General features: G+C 71.2%; 13 protein-coding genes and 1 pseudogene. 11 read left to right on the forward strand and 3 right to left on the reverse strand.

Features of this window, described 5'->3' with window-relative positions:
• Positions 1-22 precede the first annotated feature (22 nt).
• The 3 genes from ACGFNK_RS39830 to ACGFNK_RS39840 all read left to right on the forward strand — a co-directional run bounded on the left by ACGFNK_RS39830 (position 23) and on the right by ACGFNK_RS39840 (position 3,513).
• Positions 23-2,035 (forward strand): ABC transporter permease, encoded by a 2,013-nt coding sequence (locus ACGFNK_RS39830; protein ID WP_393424333.1) that lies wholly within the window; start codon positions 23-25, stop codon positions 2,033-2,035.
• A gap of 162 nt (positions 2,036-2,197) precedes the next feature.
• Complete coding sequence (locus tag ACGFNK_RS39835) at positions 2,198-3,010, forward strand: SAM-dependent methyltransferase (protein ID WP_393424336.1); 813 nt, start codon at positions 2,198-2,200, stop codon at positions 3,008-3,010.
• Positions 3,011-3,117: 107 nt separating this feature from the next.
• Positions 3,118-3,513 carry a GNAT family N-acetyltransferase gene (locus tag ACGFNK_RS39840; RefSeq protein ID WP_393424339.1) on the forward strand — a complete coding sequence of 132 codons (396 nt, stop codon included), beginning with the start codon at positions 3,118-3,120 and terminating at the stop codon, positions 3,511-3,513.
• A 73-nt stretch (positions 3,514-3,586) separates the two neighbouring features.
• On the opposite strand, the pseudogene ACGFNK_RS39845 reads toward ACGFNK_RS39840, so the two are convergent.
• Positions 3,587-3,739: pseudogene (locus ACGFNK_RS39845) on the reverse strand (DUF397 domain-containing protein); the annotation flags it as partial.
• Between the two features lie 187 nt (positions 3,740-3,926).
• On the opposite strand from ACGFNK_RS39845, the gene ACGFNK_RS39850 reads away from it, so the two are divergent.
• Positions 3,927-4,277 carry a hypothetical protein gene (locus ACGFNK_RS39850; RefSeq protein ID WP_393424342.1) on the forward strand — a complete coding sequence of 117 codons (351 nt, stop codon included), beginning with the start codon at positions 3,927-3,929 and terminating at the stop codon, positions 4,275-4,277.
• A 147-nt stretch (positions 4,278-4,424) separates the two neighbouring features.
• Positions 4,425-6,476, forward strand: coding sequence for an FAD-dependent oxidoreductase (locus ACGFNK_RS39855; protein ID WP_393424345.1), 2,052 nt, complete (start codon positions 4,425-4,427; stop codon positions 6,474-6,476).
• Positions 6,477-6,496: 20 nt separating this feature from the next.
• Here ACGFNK_RS39855 and ACGFNK_RS39860 read toward each other — a convergent pair whose 3' ends face one another.
• The gene (locus ACGFNK_RS39860) at positions 6,497-7,141 is read right to left on the reverse strand and encodes a class I SAM-dependent methyltransferase (protein ID WP_393424348.1); all 645 of its coding nucleotides are present in this window, start codon (positions 7,139-7,141) and stop codon (positions 6,497-6,499) included.
• 113 nt (positions 7,142-7,254) lie between these two features.
• Here ACGFNK_RS39860 and ACGFNK_RS39865 point away from each other — a divergent pair, with 113 nt between their 5' ends.
• The 6 genes from ACGFNK_RS39865 (at position 7,255) to putP (ending at position 14,851) form a co-directional block, all read left to right on the forward strand.
• The gene (locus ACGFNK_RS39865; RefSeq protein ID WP_393424351.1) at positions 7,255-8,379 is read left to right on the forward strand and encodes a radical SAM protein; all 1,125 of its coding nucleotides are present in this window, start codon (positions 7,255-7,257) and stop codon (positions 8,377-8,379) included.
• Positions 8,372-9,310 carry a DoxX family protein gene (locus ACGFNK_RS39870; protein ID WP_393424354.1) on the forward strand — a complete coding sequence of 313 codons (939 nt, stop codon included), beginning with the start codon at positions 8,372-8,374 and terminating at the stop codon, positions 9,308-9,310. Before ACGFNK_RS39865 ends, ACGFNK_RS39870 begins: the two co-directional genes overlap by 8 nt.
• Before the next feature lie 61 nt (positions 9,311-9,371).
• Positions 9,372-10,304 (forward strand): putative selenate ABC transporter substrate-binding protein, encoded by a 933-nt coding sequence (locus tag ACGFNK_RS39875; RefSeq protein WP_393424357.1) that lies wholly within the window; start codon positions 9,372-9,374, stop codon positions 10,302-10,304.
• On the forward strand, positions 10,301-11,098 hold the full coding sequence (locus ACGFNK_RS39880) for a phosphonate ABC transporter ATP-binding protein (protein ID WP_393424360.1): 798 nt from the start codon (positions 10,301-10,303) through the stop codon (positions 11,096-11,098). Before ACGFNK_RS39875 ends, ACGFNK_RS39880 begins: the two co-directional genes overlap by 4 nt.
• 98 nt (positions 11,099-11,196) lie before the next feature.
• Entirely contained in the window at positions 11,197-12,927 is a 1,731-nt protein-coding gene (locus ACGFNK_RS39885; protein ID WP_393424363.1) for an ABC transporter permease subunit, read from the forward strand.
• 211 nt (positions 12,928-13,138) lie between these two features.
• The gene (gene putP / locus ACGFNK_RS39890; RefSeq protein WP_393424366.1) at positions 13,139-14,851 is read left to right on the forward strand and encodes a sodium/proline symporter PutP; all 1,713 of its coding nucleotides are present in this window, start codon (positions 13,139-13,141) and stop codon (positions 14,849-14,851) included.
• 91 nt (positions 14,852-14,942) lie between these two features.
• Here putP and ACGFNK_RS39895 read toward each other — a convergent pair whose 3' ends face one another.
• Positions 14,943-15,458 carry a DUF2690 domain-containing protein gene (locus ACGFNK_RS39895; RefSeq protein ID WP_393424369.1) on the reverse strand — a complete coding sequence of 172 codons (516 nt, stop codon included), beginning with the start codon at positions 15,456-15,458 and terminating at the stop codon, positions 14,943-14,945.
• Between the last annotated feature and the right edge of the window lie 124 nt (positions 15,459-15,582).

The following is a 15,582-nucleotide window of genomic DNA, read 5'->3' on the forward strand; positions in this document are numbered from 1 at the left end:
CCGCCACCCTCCCGGAGACCTCATGCGTTCCCCTGTCCTGCCCCTGACCTGGCATCTCGCCCGGTCATCCGGCCGCCGTGGCCTGCAGAGCCAGCTGCTGGCCGCCGTGGTCGCCGCCGTCAGCGCGTTCGTGCTGCTCATGATGATCGCCGTCAGTCTCGGTTCCGGTGCCCGCGCCGACCGCACCGACTGGCGTACGCCCGACGCCGCACCGGCGCGGCAGGCCACCGCCGTCCAGGCGCTCACCACGACATACGTACGCCACGAGCCCGTGAGCGTCGTGTCGTTGGCCCAGCTGCCGGACCGCAAGGCAACTCCCGCCCCGCCCGGCCTGAGCAGCTTCCCCAAGCGGGGCGAGGTGTACGTGTCCCCGGCGCTGGCCGAGGTGATGCGCGAGCTGCCCGCGAACCAGCTGGCCGACCGGTTCCCGAAGCCGGAGTCGTACGGCACGATCGGCGCGGCCGGTCTCGCCTCCCCCGACGAACTCGTCGCCGTGGTGGGACGGGCGCCGTCGGACCCGGCGGTGTCCAAGGCGGCCGGGGGCGGCAACTGGTTCGACGCGGGGCAGACTGCCCGCGCCGAGGTCGCCGGCTTCACGTCCACCAAGGCGAGCCTGTTCACCGCCCCCGACCAGCAGTTCGCGGTCCTCGGCGTGGCGCTGCTGGTGATGCCCGTGATCGTGCTGGCCGCGGCGGCCGGACGGCTGGGGGCGGCCCGGCGCGAGCAGCGGCTCGCCGCGCTGCGGCTGGCGGGGGCGACTCCGCGGCAGATCATCGCGATGACGGCCGCCGAGGCGGCGGCCGTGGGCGGGGCCGGGGCGCTGACGGGCGCCCTCGCGTACGCGGCGCTGCTGCCCGCCCTCGCCCAGATGCCGTACGGCATCGGCGGCTGGTACACCGGGCAGCTGTGGGTGGGCCTGCCCTGGTTCGCGGCCGTGGTGCTCGCGGTGACGGCGCTCATCACGGTCAGCGCCGTGACGATGCTGCGCCAGGTCGCCACCTCCCCGCTGGGCGTCGCCCAGCAGGCCAATCCGCGCCGCACCCGCATGATCCGGCTCGTACTGTTCGCCGGGGTGCTGGGCTATGTCTTCTTCTCCACGCAGGGCGGCCAGCTCGGCGCCCGGCAGATGGTCGCCCTGCTGGTGCTGTTCTACGGCGCGTTCTGGCTCTTCGGCCCGTGGGTCGTGGACCGGCTGGGCCGGATCGTTGGCCGTTACGCCCGCCGCCCGGCGACCCTGCTGGCGGCCCGCCGGCTGAGCGACGACCCGAGCGGCGCCTGGCGCACCGTCAGCGGTCTGGTCCTGGCCGGCTTCGTCGCCGGGTTCTTCTCCGTCAGCCAGCTGCACTTCGGCCTCCCCGGGCAGCAGGGCCAGGTCGCCGTAACCACCGGGGACTCCGCGCCCAGCCTGCGCACCGTCGCCGAAGCCCGCACGCTGCTGCGCGAGGCGGGCGTCACCGCCACCGTCACCGTCCCCTCCGAGGACGACTTCAACAGCGCGCTGGGCGGAACCCCGGGCCTGATCGCCCGTGTCTCCGGCGGTGAGGACCAGCTCGACGCCGCCGTCACCGCGCTGACGCCCGTCGGGGCGGGCCGGCTGCCGTTCACCCAGGACTACAGGACCGCATACGACAACGTGGGCGTGGACCGCATCGGCGTGGTCAGCACCGCCACCCTGGCCATGAGCTTCCTGGTCGCCGCCGTCTCCGCCGGCCTGACCGCCGCCGCGAACGTCCTCGACCGCCGCCGCGTCTATAGCCTCCTGCGCCTGGCCGGCACCCCCCTGAAGCTGCTGGACCGCGCCCGCACCCGCGAAACAGCCCTCCCCCTGGCAGTCCTGGCCGGCGGCACCACCGCGATGGGCGTCTACGGCGCCTTCCAGCTCAACAAGGCGGCCGACAGCACGATGAACGCCTCCGGCGCCCTGCAACTGACCCTCTGCGTGACGGTAGGCACCCTGGCCATGCTCGCCACGATCGCCGCCAGCCGGCCACTGCTGCGCAGGGTCACGGCGAACCCGGCGCAGACGGCGGACTGACGCGGATCGATGGGTGGCGGACGGTGAGGGCCCGTGTCCTCGCCGTCCGACGCGTCAACTCGGCGCTGCACAACGGAAGTTGTTCGGTTAGCCTCGGTACGCCCGCGCCGCACGCGGTACCTGACCGGCCACGGGCGGCTGGACCGACGGGAGGAGTCCGACATGAGCGCCACGGATCTGCGTACCGATCAGCCGCACAGTGCCCGCATGTACGACTACTACCTCGGGGGGCGCGACAACTACGCCGCCGACCGCGCCGCCGCCGGCCGGGCGATCGCCGCCTTCCCGAGCATCATCGTCATCGCACGCAGCAACCGGGTGTGGATGCACCGCGCCACCCGTTTCCTTGCCGAACAGGGCGTGCGCCAGTTCCTGGACATCGGCACCGGGATCCCCACCAGCCCCAACCTGCACGAGATCGCGCAGGAGGTCGCGGCCGACGCACGTGTCGTGTACGTGGACCGGGACCCGGTCGTCCGCGCGCAGGCCGCCCGGCTGCTGAGCGGCGTCCCCGAGGGCCGTACGGCGTTCGTGGAGGCGGACGCCGGCGACCCCGCCGCGCTCCTCGCCGCCCCGGAGCTGACCTCCACCCTCGACCTGAGCCGCCCGGTTGCCCTCAGCCTGAACGCCGTCCTGCACTTCTTCCCCGACGACCGCGACCCGTACGGCATGGTCGGACGCCTGATGGAAGCCCTGGCGCCCGGTTCCCACCTGGTGATGTCACATGTCACGGCGGACTTCGACCCCGAGGGCATCGGCCGTGCGGTGCAGGTGTACGAGTCCTCCGGCATCCCGGCGCAGGCCCGCTCCAAGGCGGAGGTGGAACGCTTCCTCGACGGACTGGAGATCGTCCCGCCCGGTGTGGAGGTACCCCATCGCTGGAACACCGACGGCCTGGCCGAGTCCAGCAGGGTAACCGCCGACGTCTCGGACGCTGAGGTGTCCTGCTACGTCGCGATGGCCCGCAAGCGCTGACTGCGGCGCAGGCCGAATACGGGCTTACTCCAAGGCGGCCCGCCGCAAGGACGATCAACACCGCGGCCACAAGCAGTTCACCAGAATCGGCGGTCTACGCTCTCGTCATGACGATCACGTACGAGTGGCGGGGCGACTTCGACAACGCAGCTCTCAACGCGTTGCATGCGGCGGGATTCGGCCATCGGACCTCGGATGTCGACTGGCTGGCACGGGTGCGGCGTCACAGCCTCGGCTGGGTCTGTGCACGCCATGACGGTGATCTCGTGGGCTTCGTGAATGTCGCGTGGGACGGCGGCGTCCACGCGTTCATCCTGGACACCGTGGTCGCAGCGAGCCACCGCCGCTCCGGGATCGGAGCCGGGCTCGTCGCCGAGGCCGCCCGACAGGCCCGTACGGCCCAATGCGAATGGCTGCACGCCGACTTCGAGGACGACCTGCAGCCGTTCTACTTCGACGCCTGCGGGTTCAAGCCGACGACCGCGGGTCTCATCGCGCTCTGAGCCGACCTCGCCGCATTGGGACAGTGCCCCTGTCAGACATGACAGGGGCACCTTGGTCGGGGACGTGCTGAGCTCAGACGGGGAACTTGCCGCGCTTGATGGCGCCGACGAACGAGGACCAACCACCCGCCGCGATGAGTAGGGCGGGACCGTGGGGGTTCTTGGAGTCGCGGACGGGGACGGTGGTGTGTCCGTCGATCACTTCGAGGCAGTCGCCGTTACCGCCTCCCCTGTAGCTGTCATCACCGGATCAGGGGCGTGGCCGTCAACCACAAGGGAGTTGATGACATGTCCCACGCTGTCGCGAGGCTGATCGAGCCGCTGCTGCGGTTCCTGTTCCCCGCCCGAGGCCGTCATCGGGCGACGGGTGTACCCCTCGGGTCACGCTTCATCCGGGGCGTGGAGGTGTCGGCATGACCGACCGCACCGACACCCCGCGACTGCTTCCATGGTCCACCCCTGAGGGCCGGCCCGCCTACCTCATCGGCGATGGCACCGGCTATCTCTCCCGCGTCGCGGACAACATCGAAAGCGTTCAACTCGGCATGGCCGGCGACCTCCTCGACTACGCCGCCGACATGCTCACCGATCACAAGGCCACCCCTGCCCAACTCCGGTTCCTGCTCGCGCGGATGAGTGAGTCCCTGACCGACGTACACCGCATTGCGGAGTTGTCTGCCAGCGGCGCCGCTGGCGGCGTCACGAGGCATGGCCCCGGGCGGCGCGCGCTGGGCGAACGTCGCCGCAAACCTCTCGGCGCCTGATCGGCGGTGGTGTTAGGGGGCGTGACGAGGCGTCACATGCGCTCGGGCAGTGGGTGCGGCAGTGGTCGCACCCCCTGCGCTCGCACGTTCAGGTGATCAACTGGGATCGCTCTGTCGGACGTACGCCGGCACGCCTATCCAGGACGTATGGATGAACTCCGCACCGCAGCCAGCACCCATCGTCCGTTCTCCCGGCGGCAGTTCACGGCCGTGGCCGGTACCGCCGCGACTGTGACGGCACTTGGCTCGGCCACAGCGGGCGAGGCCGTCGCGGCGCCCGCCCACCCTCAACACGCGCCAGCCGAGCCTCGGCAGGCGCCTGCCGGGCCTCAACAGGCACCCTGCCCGCCGAGATCCACCGCCGACTGGGCCACCTGTCTCGCCGTCGCCCGCGCGCTGCTGGTCGTCGAAGACGACAACCGGCCGCTGGTGCCGACGTACAAGAAGATCCTCGGCTCCGGTCTGCCCCGCCCGAAGACCAAGGGGGCCAAGAAGGTCCTGGTGGTCGGTGCGGGCCCGGCCGGGCTTGTGGCGGCCTGGCTGCTCAAGCGGGCCGGGCACGAGGTCACGCTGCTGGAGGCCAACGGCAACCGTGTCGGCGGCCGGATCAAGACCTTCCGTACCGGCGGGCACGAGCAGGCGGCGCAGCCGTTCGCCGATGCGCGGCAGTACGCCGAGGCCGGTGCCATGCGCATCCCCGGCAGCCATCCGCTGGTGATGAGCCTGATCGGCCAACTGGGTCTCGAAAAGCGGCGGTTCCACCTCGTGGACGTCGACGGCGAGGGCAAGGCCGTCAACCATGCCTGGCTGCACGTCAACGGCATCCGCGTACGCCGCTCCGAGTACGCCGAGGCGCCGCGCAAGGTCAACCGGTCCTTCGGGGTGCCGCGCAAGTACTGGGACACACCCTCAAGCAAGATTCTGCGCGACGCCCTCGACCCCGTACGCGACGAGTTCAGCACGGCCGGTCCTGACGGCAAGCGCGTCGACAAGCCCATGCCCGAGCGGGTGCGCGGCTGGGCGCGGGTGATCCAGCGGTACGGCGACTGGTCCATGTACCGGTTCCTGACCGAGCGGGCAGGCCTCGACGAGCGCACCATCGATTTGGTCGGCACCCTGGAGAACCTGACCTCACGGCTGCCGCTGTCCTTCGTGCACAGCTTCATCAGCCAGTCGCTGATCAGCCCGGACACCGAGTTCTGGGAGCTGACCGGCGGCACGGCCACCCTCCCGGACGCGCTGCTGCGGGAGGTACGCGACCTGCTGCGTCTCGACCGGCGCGCGACGCACATCGAGTACTGGGATCCGGACCGGCACGACGACCCGTCACATGTCCGCCCCGGTGGCCCGCACGTATGGATCGACACGGTGTCCGAGGGGCGCGACGGCAAGGTCGTACGGGAGGAGTTCACCGGCGACCTCGCGATCGTCACCGTGCCGTTCTCCGGGCTGCGGCAGGTTCAGGTCAGGCCGCTGATGTCGTACGGCAAACGCCGTGCCGTCGCCGAGCTGCACTACGACAGCGCGACCAAGGTGCTGCTCGAATTCGCCCGCCGCTGGTGGGAGTTCGACGAAGATGACTGGAAGCGGGAGCTCGACGCCGTACGCCCCGGGCTGTACGACGACTACCGCCGCGGCAAGGCGCCCGCCGACGGAAGTCTGCTGGGCGCGCACTCCTCCGTCCCGGACGGGCACATCAGTGACGCGCAGCGCGCCCACTACGCGGCCAACCGCTGGGCCGGCCGCGACCAGCCCGAGGCGGCGCGCATCATCGGCGGCGGCTCCGTCTCCGACAACTCCAACCGCTTCATGATCAACCCCTCCCACCCGGTCCCCGGCAGCAAGGGAGGCGTCGTCCTCGCCTCCTACAGCTGGGCCGACGACGCCTCCCGCTGGGACTCCCTCGACGACGACGCCCGCTATCCGCATGCGCTGCGCGGGCTCCAGCAGGTGTACGGCCAGCGCCTAGAGGTCTTCTACACGGGCGCGGGCCGCACCCAGAGCTGGCTCCGCGATCCGTACGCGTACGGCGAGGCGTCCGTTCTCCTGCCCGGCCAGCACACCGAGCTCCTGGCCGCCATCCGTGCTCCCGAAGGTCCCCTCCACTTCGCCGGCGACCACACGTCGGTCAAGCCGTCGTGGATCGAGGGGGCGCTGGAGTCGGGCGTACGGGCGGCGCTCCAGGTGCACATGACGTGACTGCCGGCCTGACAGTGCGCTCAACGGCGGTGCATCAGAATTGCCGTGAACTGCTGGGACGTGCCCCAGGGGGTGACGTGTTCTTCGCCCGCGGTGTCGACGAGTTCGTAGCCGGGGAACTCGGCGGCCAGCTCGGTGTGGGTATAGCGGACGATCGGGAGGCCGCTGCAGGTGGTGGGGCCGTCGGGGCCGAAGGTCGCCACGACGAGCCGGCCGCCGGGGCGCAGGGAGCGGTTCAGGGAGGTCAGGTAGTCGGCGCGTTCGTCGGGCTCGGTGAGGAAGTGGTAGACGGCGCGGTCGTGCCACAGGGCGTACTCGCGGCCCATGCGCAGGTCGAGTACGTCGGCCACGGTGAGGGTGACGTCCGCGCTTTCCGGGCCGAGGCGGTCGCGGACCGTCTGGAGGGCGGTGGTGGACAGGTCCACCGCCGTCAGGTCGCGGTAGCCGCGTTCGAGCAGGTGGTCCACCAGGGTCGACCAGCCGGCGCCCACGTCGATGATCGGCTCGTCGAGGCCGACTCCGGCCTTGTCGACCAGGCCCAGGGAAAGTCCCGGAACCGACTGCCACCAGGAGACTCCATCGACGTCCTTGCTGTGGTGGACGCCTTCCCAGAACTCCGTCCGGGCCGCCGGGGCGTCGGGGCGCTGGATGCCGTGGTCGGTCATGGTTCGACCGTAGACCTGCGGCGCCTGCCTCGGCACCCCGGGCGGGCGCCGTCATGGTTCGGTAAGGATCCAGCCACTGCCTGTCGTGCCCGGCCATGGCTACGGTCGGAACCATGGTCGAACTGACAGGTGTGGACCGGGCGCCGAATCCGCCGAATCCCCTCGGCGAAGTCGATGCCCTGGTTGACGGCGGTGACATGGACTGCGGCAGCGGCCTGCTGCTGCTGATCACCCGCGCGATGCGGCGGCTTGAGCCCGGTCAGCTGCTCGGAGTGCGCAGCGCCGAGGCGAGCGTCGACGTCGATCTGCCGGTCTGGGCCGAGCTGGTCGGGCACGACGTCGTCACCCGGGTGGCCGAGTCGGACCAGGGGCCTTGGTGGTTCGCCGTCAGCAAGTCCGGTGCGCGGGACAAGAGCGGACGTACGGAGCAGCCGGGCACCGTTTTCAGCCAGGGTGAGCGGACGCCCGTGGGCAGGCGGCTGTGGATCTACACCAACTTCGACTGCAACCTCGCCTGCGGCTACTGCTGCGCCGAGTCCTCCCCGAAGGCCGCCGCCCGGCGTTTCCAACCGGCCCTCGCAGCCGCGGTGTTCGACGAGTTCAGGGCCCAGGGCGGTCGCGAGGTGTTCCTCACCGGCGGCGAGCCCTTCATGCACCCGGAGCTGGGCGCCCTCAGCGAGGCGGCGGACGGTCTGGAACGCACCGTACTGACCAACGGAATGATCTTCGCGAAGGGCACCCGCCGTAAGACCCTCGAAAGCATGGACCGCGACGTCGTCCTCCAGATCAGCCTCGACTCGGCCACCCCCGAACTGCACGACCGGCAGCGGGGCGCGGGCTCGTGGGCGCGGGCGTTCGACGGGATCGAGCTGGCCCGTTCGCTCGGGTTCCGGGTGCGGGTGGCCGCCACGCTGTACGACGAGGACCCGAAAGGTGCCGAGGCGCTGCACCGGCGCCTCGACGACGCTCACATCGCCCCGCCGGACCGGATCATCCGGCCGGTGGCCCAGGAGGGCTTCGCCGACAAGGGCGTACACGTGGCGCTGGAGAACCTGGAGCCGGAACCCACGCTCACCGTGGACGGCGCCTGGTGGCATCCGGTGGCGGTCACCAACCCGCATCTGCGGATCGCCGACGCCCCGCTGCCGCTCGCCGAGGTCTTCGGAGTCGTACGGGACACGCTCGCCGTCCAGGACGCCGCCGACCGGTCGGGACGCGAGGTGTTCCGCTGTGCCTGACACGCCTCAGCCTCGGAGAACTCGTACGCCCGGACTCGCGCTCACACGCTGGCTCTTCGCCCCCGCGACCGACCCCGTCCCTCGTCAACAGGCCGTAGCCGCCGCCTTCCTGCGCATCCTGCTCGGGCTCATGTGGCTCTACAACGTGGCGTGGAAGCGGCCCCCGGACTTCGGGGAGGACACGAACACAGGGCTCTACAAGTTCACCGCCTTCGCCGTGAACGACCCGGTGCTCCCGCCGTACAGCTGGATCGTGGAGCACGCCGTACTGCCCAACATCGAGGTCTTCGGCTGGGGCGTGCTGATCTCCGAGACCGTGCTCGCCGTGCTGCTGCTGACCGGTGCCTGGGTGCGGCCTGCCGCGCTGCTCGGGATCGCCCAGTCCCTGGCCATCGGGCTTTCGGTCGCCTATGGGCCGCACGAATGGCCATGGGCGTACTGGCTGATGATCGGCGGCCATGTGGTGATCCTTTTCTCCTCGGCGGGGCGGGCGTTCGCCGTCGACGCGGTGCGCTCCCGCACGGGCTCCGCCCGGAGCCTCGGTCTGGTGTGGGGCGCGGTCGCGGTCATCGCCGGCGCCGTCACCGTGGCGGGCACGGCCGGCGACGATCCGCTCGACCCGCGCGGCTACATCCTCGGCTCCGCCGATCCGTCGGTCAGCCTCGGCGCGTACAACCTCCTCGGCGGCCTCGTACTGCTGGTGGCCGGCGCACTGGTACTCGTGGCCACCCTCGGCCGGATCGCCATCCTCGGCTGGATGGCGGCAGTCGTCGGGGTGGGCGCCGCGCTGTCCCTGTACGCCCAGATCGGCTTCAGCGACCCCTCCCTGGGCGGCACCGCGACCTCGGCGGCCTTCCTGTTGTCCGTCGCCGTGGTCGCCGTGACGGTCGCCGCCGCACCGGGGCGCGCGTCGCCGTCGCCGCGCGACTGAGTCCCCCGATCACCCGGCCAGACCCAGGACCAACAGGAAGGCCAGGAACCAGGAAGTGTCCATGCCTGTACGACCGATGACCCGCCGTACGTTTCTCCTGGGTGCCGGAGCCACCGGAGCGACGGCGCTGTTGAGCGCCTGCGGCGGCAGCGCCAGCGGAAGCGGCAGCGGGTCGCGTGCGCGACAACTCGGGATCTCCGCCATTCCCGATCAGGACCCCGAACTGCTGAACCGGCTCTATCCCGCCGTGGCCGAGCGGTTCGCCGACGCGACCGGCCTCAAGGTCGCCTATCGCCCCGTCACCGACTACACCGCCGTCGTACGGGCCTTCGAGATCGGCGACATCCACCTGGCCTGGATGGGCGGGCTGACCGGCGTCCAGGCACGCGAGCGCGTACCGGGCGCCGACGCCATCGCCCAACGCGACATCGACGCCGACTTCCACAGCCTGTTCATCGCCCACAAGGACTCGGGGCTGCGGCCGTTCGCCAAGGCGGACGACCTGCGCACCCTCGCGGGGCACACGCTCAGCTTCGGCAGCGAGACGTCCACCTCCGGGCGGCTGATGCCCCAGTACTTCATGCGCCAGGCCGGTCTCGAGCCGAGCGAACTGCGGGGGAAACCAGGATTCTCCGGCTCCCACGACGCCACCATCGAGGTCGTCGCCCAGGGCAGCTTCGAGGTCGGCGCCGTCAACGAGCAGGTGTGGAAGGCCACGGTCGAGGCGAAGGAGGTCGACCTGAGCAAGGTGGTCGTGCTGTGGCGCACCCCCGGCTACGCCGACTACCACTGGCTCGTACGTCCCGATTTCGACGACACCTTCGGCGCCGGTACGCGAAAGAAGGTGCTGGACCTGCTCCTCGGGCTCGACCACCGGAAGGCCGAGGACGCCGAGCTGTTGAAACTCTTCGGCGCCAAGTCCTTCGTACCTGCCAGGAATTCCGCGTACGACCGGATCGAGGACGTGGCCCGAGACCTGGGGCTGCTGCGGTGACCGGGACTTCAGGTGCTCCCGTCGTCCAACTCCGCGGTGCGGGGCGCCGGTTCGGCTCGCACGAGGCGCTGCGCGAGCTGGACCTCACGATCCATGCCGGGGAACGGGTCGCGGTGCTCGGTACGAGCGGCGCCGGCAAGAGCACCCTCCTGGCCCTTCTCAACGGCTCGCTGGAACCGACCACGGGCACGGTGGAGGTCTTCGGTGAGGACCTCGCGGGCGTGACTGCCGCGCGGCTACGGCTCCTTCAGCGGCGTATCGGCTCGGTGAGCCAGCACCTCGCCCTGATCGAGCAGGTCCGGGTGCTGCACAACGTCAACGCGGGCAGGCTCGGCCAGTGGAGCACCGCCCGTGCGCTGGCCTCGCTGGTTTGGCCGCGCTCGCTCGACGTGGTCCGGGCCGCGCTCGACCGGGTCGACCTGGGCTGGGCCCTCCACGAACGCACCGAGCGCCTCTCCGGCGGTGAACGGCAGCGGGTGGCGATCGCCCGGCTCCTGGTGCAGTCGCCGGAGCTCGTCGTGGCCGACGAGCCGGTCTCCAGCCTCGACCCGGTACGGGCCGCGGGGATCCTCGACCTGCTCGGCACCCCCTCGTCGACGAGTACGTCACCTGCCTCACCTGCCTCACCTACCTCATCGCCCCTGCGGACGCTGGTCGTCAGCCTTCACCAGCCCGCACTCGCCCGCGAGCACTGCACGCGCGTGGTGGGCCTGCGCGAGGGCCGGATCGTCCTCGACCGCCCGGCCGCCGAGGTGCAGGACTCGGCCCTGCGCGATCTGTACGAGCTCGTATGACACTCCAGCTCGACGCCCCGCCCACGCCACCGACCGCGTCGTCGCCCGCGCCGGGGCGAAAGGCCGTGAGCGGGCGGAGGGTAGGGCTCCGAAGGCTCGTGACGCTTGTCGCCGTGGTCGTCCTGCTGGCCTGGGCGACCCTGCGCGCTGTCCCCTCGGGCGGCGAGCTGGTCAACCAGGGTGGTCTCGCCCTGCTCGACGACGTCGCGGCGAGTGCGCTGCACCCCTCCCTGGAGGCCGGGTTCCTCTCGGTGGTGCTGGAGGCGACGGCGACGACGCTGGCCCTGGCGCTGCTCGGGACGGTGGGGGCGCTGGTGCTGGGCCTGATCGGTGGCCTGGTGCTGAGTGATGTGGCGTGGGGTGGCCGTCTTCCGTGGCCGGTACGTGGGGTGCGGCTTGTCGTGCGCGGCGTACTGGTGGCCGTCCGCTCGGTGCACGAGCTGGTGTGGGCGCTTTTCTTCGTCAGCGTGCTCGGTCTCGATCCGCTCGTCGCCGTCCTGGCGCTCGCACTGCCCTTCGGCGCGCAGAGCGCCCAGGTCTTCGGGGAGACCTTCGACGCGGTACCGGACGCCCCGCTGCGTTCGCTGCGCGCGGCCGGAGCCAAGCGGTGCTCCGCGCTGGCCTACGCCCTGCTGCCCGGCACCGCCCCGCTGCTCCTGTCGTACTCCTTCTACCGGTTCGAGTGCGCCCTCCGGTCCGCGGTCGTGCTCGGGGTCGCGGGCGTCGGAGGGCTGGGGTTCGAGCTGACGGTGAGCCTTCAGTCGCGTAACTGGGACGAGGTCTGGACGCTCGTCGCGGCGCTGCTTGCACTCGCGGCGGCCGTCGAGCTGTGGAGCAGCCGCGTCCGCTCGGATGTCGCGGTGGTGACCTGCGCGGACTGGTCCGTGGGTCGAGAGCAATCCCGCGAGGCGGGCCGGTCGGTCGGTCGTGAGCCGTCCGGCGAGGCGGGTGGGCGTTCCCGCGAGGCGGGCGGGTCGGTCGGACGTGAGCCGTCCCTCGATGCGGGCCGGTCGCCGCGTGGTCCGTCCCATGCGACCCGCTGGTCGCTGGCCATGGTGGTGCCGGCCATCGCGGTCGCCTGGTGGTGGTCCGGCCTCTCACTGGCCGGACTCACCTCGGCCCGCACCCGTGAACTCGGCGGCCGACTGCTGTCCGACCTGTGGCCGCCCGTACTCCCCGAGGGCGGATGGCGGGCGCTGACCGGTGCCGCCTTCGACACCGTGGCCATGGCCGTGCTCGCCATGGTCGTGGCGGTCGTGATCACTCTGGTCGTGGGCCCCTGGGCCACCCGCCCACGAGCCGGCCGACGCGGTGCGGACGGCCGGATCTGGGCGCGCTGGGCCCGGCGGATCGTCTGGTGGACGACCCGCATCCTGCTCCTGATCCTGCGGTCGATCCCCCCGACGGTGTGGGCGATCGTCGCACTGCTGGCGCTCTTCCCGGGCGTATTGCCCGGCGCCCTCGCCCTCGGCCTCTACACCGGCGGCATCCTCGCCCGCCTGGTCGCCGAGGCCTGGGAAACCATGGACCTGGGCCCGCGTGACTACCTGCTGGGCGCCGGCGTCCCCCGCGCGGTCGCGTCCGTCGCCACCATGGCCCCACCGTCCGCGAACCACCTGATCACCTACACGCTCTACCGCTTCGAGATCTGCGTGCGCGACACCGCCGTGGTCGGCGTCGTGGGCGCCGCGGGCCTGGGAGTCCTCCTTGGCGACCGCCTCGCGTCCTTCGACTTCCCGGTGGTCACGAGTGTCCTGCTGACGTCACTCCTGGTCAGCATCGGCGTCGAACTGCTGGGCCGCCGACTGCGCCGAGGCCTCCGGGCCTGAGCCCACCCCACCACCACAATCTTCAAAAAATCTTCGCACTCGCGTATCCATCCGTATCCGCCACAATCCGGAACGGATGGAGCCGCTTGTCTCATCTGTGCCCTCGCCGATACGGACCGTCGCCCCTAAACTGCGCCGTTCCGGCCCGAAAAAGTGGCCTGTGCGCACGTTTGGCATATGCCCTGGCCCGCCGTATCGCAGGGAGAACCCCATGATCACCCTGACCATCCCAGCCATGATCACCTTTGGCGTGTTTCTGATCGCGATGGTGATGATCGGGGTGATGGCCCACGGGGGGACCAGCACCTTCGAAGACTTCTCCGTCGGCGGACGCCGGCTCACCGCCCCCGTGGCCGCCCTGTCAGCCGGCGCCAGCGACATGTCCGGCTGGCTGTTCCTGGGCCTTCCCGGAGCCGTGTACATGACCGGGATAGGGGCGACATGGATCGCGGTCGGCCTGATCATCGGTACGTATCTGAACTGGCGGCTCGTCGCGCCCCGGCTGCGCACCTACACCGAGCAGGCCGGTAACTCCGTAACCCTGTCCTCGTACCTGGAGGAACGTTTCGAGGACCGCAGTCACGTGCTCCGGTCGCTCTCGGCCGTCGTCACGGTCGTCTTCTTCACCGTCTACGTCGCCAGCGGCCTCGTCGCCGGCGGCCTCCTCTTCAACGAGATCTTCGGCTCCGACTTCGAGACCGGGCTCACCATCTTCGCCGTGGTGATCGTCGTCTACACCATCCTCGGCGGCTTCACGGCCCTGAGCATCACGCACTCCATCCAGGGCACGCTGATGTTCCTCGCGGCGATCGCCCTCCCCCTGATCGCCCTCTGGAAGGCCGGCGGCCCCGGCGCCCTGCACGACGCGATCACCGACGCGAGCCCGGCGCTGCTCGACCCGGCCGCCGAGGCATCGTTCGCGGACAACGTCTGGACGACCGGCGGCCCGCTCGGCACCGTCGCCATGATCTCGCTTCTCGCCTGGGGCCTCGGCTACTTCGGCCAGCCCCACATCCTGAGCCGCTTCATGAGTATTCACAGCACCCGTGACATACCCCGGGCCCGCCGACTGGGTGTGAGCTGGGCGGCCGTCGTACTGGCGGGCGCATCGTTCATCGGCCTGGCCGGGATCGCCGTACTCCCCACCCCGCTCGACAACCCCGAGACGGTCTTCATCGAACTGGCCACCCGGCTGGTCAACCCCTGGATCGCCGGAATCCTGCTGGTCGCGGTACTGGCCGCGATCAAGTCCACGGTGGACAGCCAACTGCTGGTCTCGGCCACGTCCCTCACAGAGGACTTCTACCGGGCGTTCCTCAACCGCCGGGCCTCCGACACCTCACTGCTGCTGGTCGGACGGCTGAGCGTGGTGGCCGTGGCGGTCGTCGCGTACGTGATCGCGCTGAGCGGAGGCGCCGTGCTCGACATCGTCGCGTACGCCTGGGCCGGATTCGGCGCAGCCTTCGGCCCGGTGGTCCTGCTGTCCCTGTACTGGCCGGGAATGACGGCGGCCGGAGCGATGGCCGGCATGGTGACCGGCGCGCTGACCGTGTTCCTGTGGGACGACATCGACCCGCTCCTCGGCCCGCTGGAGACGGGCATCTACGAGATGGTGCCCGGCGTAATCGCCGCCACCGCCGCGGCCCTGGTCTTCGGCACGTACGTCGGCCGTCCCCCGGCCCGCACCTGGAAGGGCACGATGGAGCAGGCGACGCCGATGCCGCGGGCGACGGAGCGCGAGACGGCGACGGCTTACGACACGACGGGCGGGTACGGCACGGCGGGTGGTTACGGTCCGGCGGGTGGTTACGGTCCGGCGGGTGGTTACGGTCCGGCGGGCGGCTATGGCACGGGGGCGTACGGGGCTCCGGGTTACGACGCTTCTCAAGGGGCGCCGCAGCGTCAGGACTGGTGGCGCTCGTAACGGTTTGCGCCGATTCGGGAACCAGCCTGGCGGAGGCACGGTCCGCCATCGACACGCCCGAGGACCGCACGCTACTCGCGAGGGCCTGACGCTACTGGGGTGAGGGCAGCCGGGTCGTGGTGGCGGCCCCGCCTACGCGGGCCTCGAAGCACTCCCGTTCGCCGTCGGCCGATGCGGGCCGGAAGCAGGCCCGGACGATGCTGCCGGGACGGACTTCGGTCATCTCGGTATAGATGAAGGTTGCCGCGTCGTCCTTGTTCCTGATGCGCACGCCGTGGGTCGGGCCGCCTGCCGTGACGTCGACCCGGTCGCCGATCTCGGTCCCCCAGGTCCGGGCCCAGCTCGCGCCGCACTTCTTGCTGTGGCGCAACTCGACGTGGGCGCCGGTGGCCGTGCGGTACGAGGCGAGGGTGTCGGGGCCGAGGCCGCAGATCAGGCGCATCGGGTCCCGGCCCTCGCAGGCGGCTCCGTGGCATTGGGGAGCGAGGGAGAACGGGACGGAGGCCGGCAGCTGTTCGTCCTCCTGAGCCTCCGAGTCCGGCAGCAGGACGAACAGCAGGGCCGCAGCACCACCGACGATCACGGTGTACGCCGACGCCAGCACCACCGGGAGCCTGCCCTCGCGGAGTCGGGGGGGGGCCGGGCCGGGGGGGGGGGGGGGCGCCCGGGGGGGGGGGGGGGCGGGGCCGCGCCCGGGGGGGGGGGGGGGGGGGGGGGCGCCCCCCGGCCGC

The sequence above is a fragment of the Streptomyces sp. NPDC048825 genome (assembly GCF_043198355.1).
Lineage (GTDB): Bacteria > Actinomycetota > Actinomycetes > Streptomycetales > Streptomycetaceae > Streptomyces > Streptomyces xiangluensis.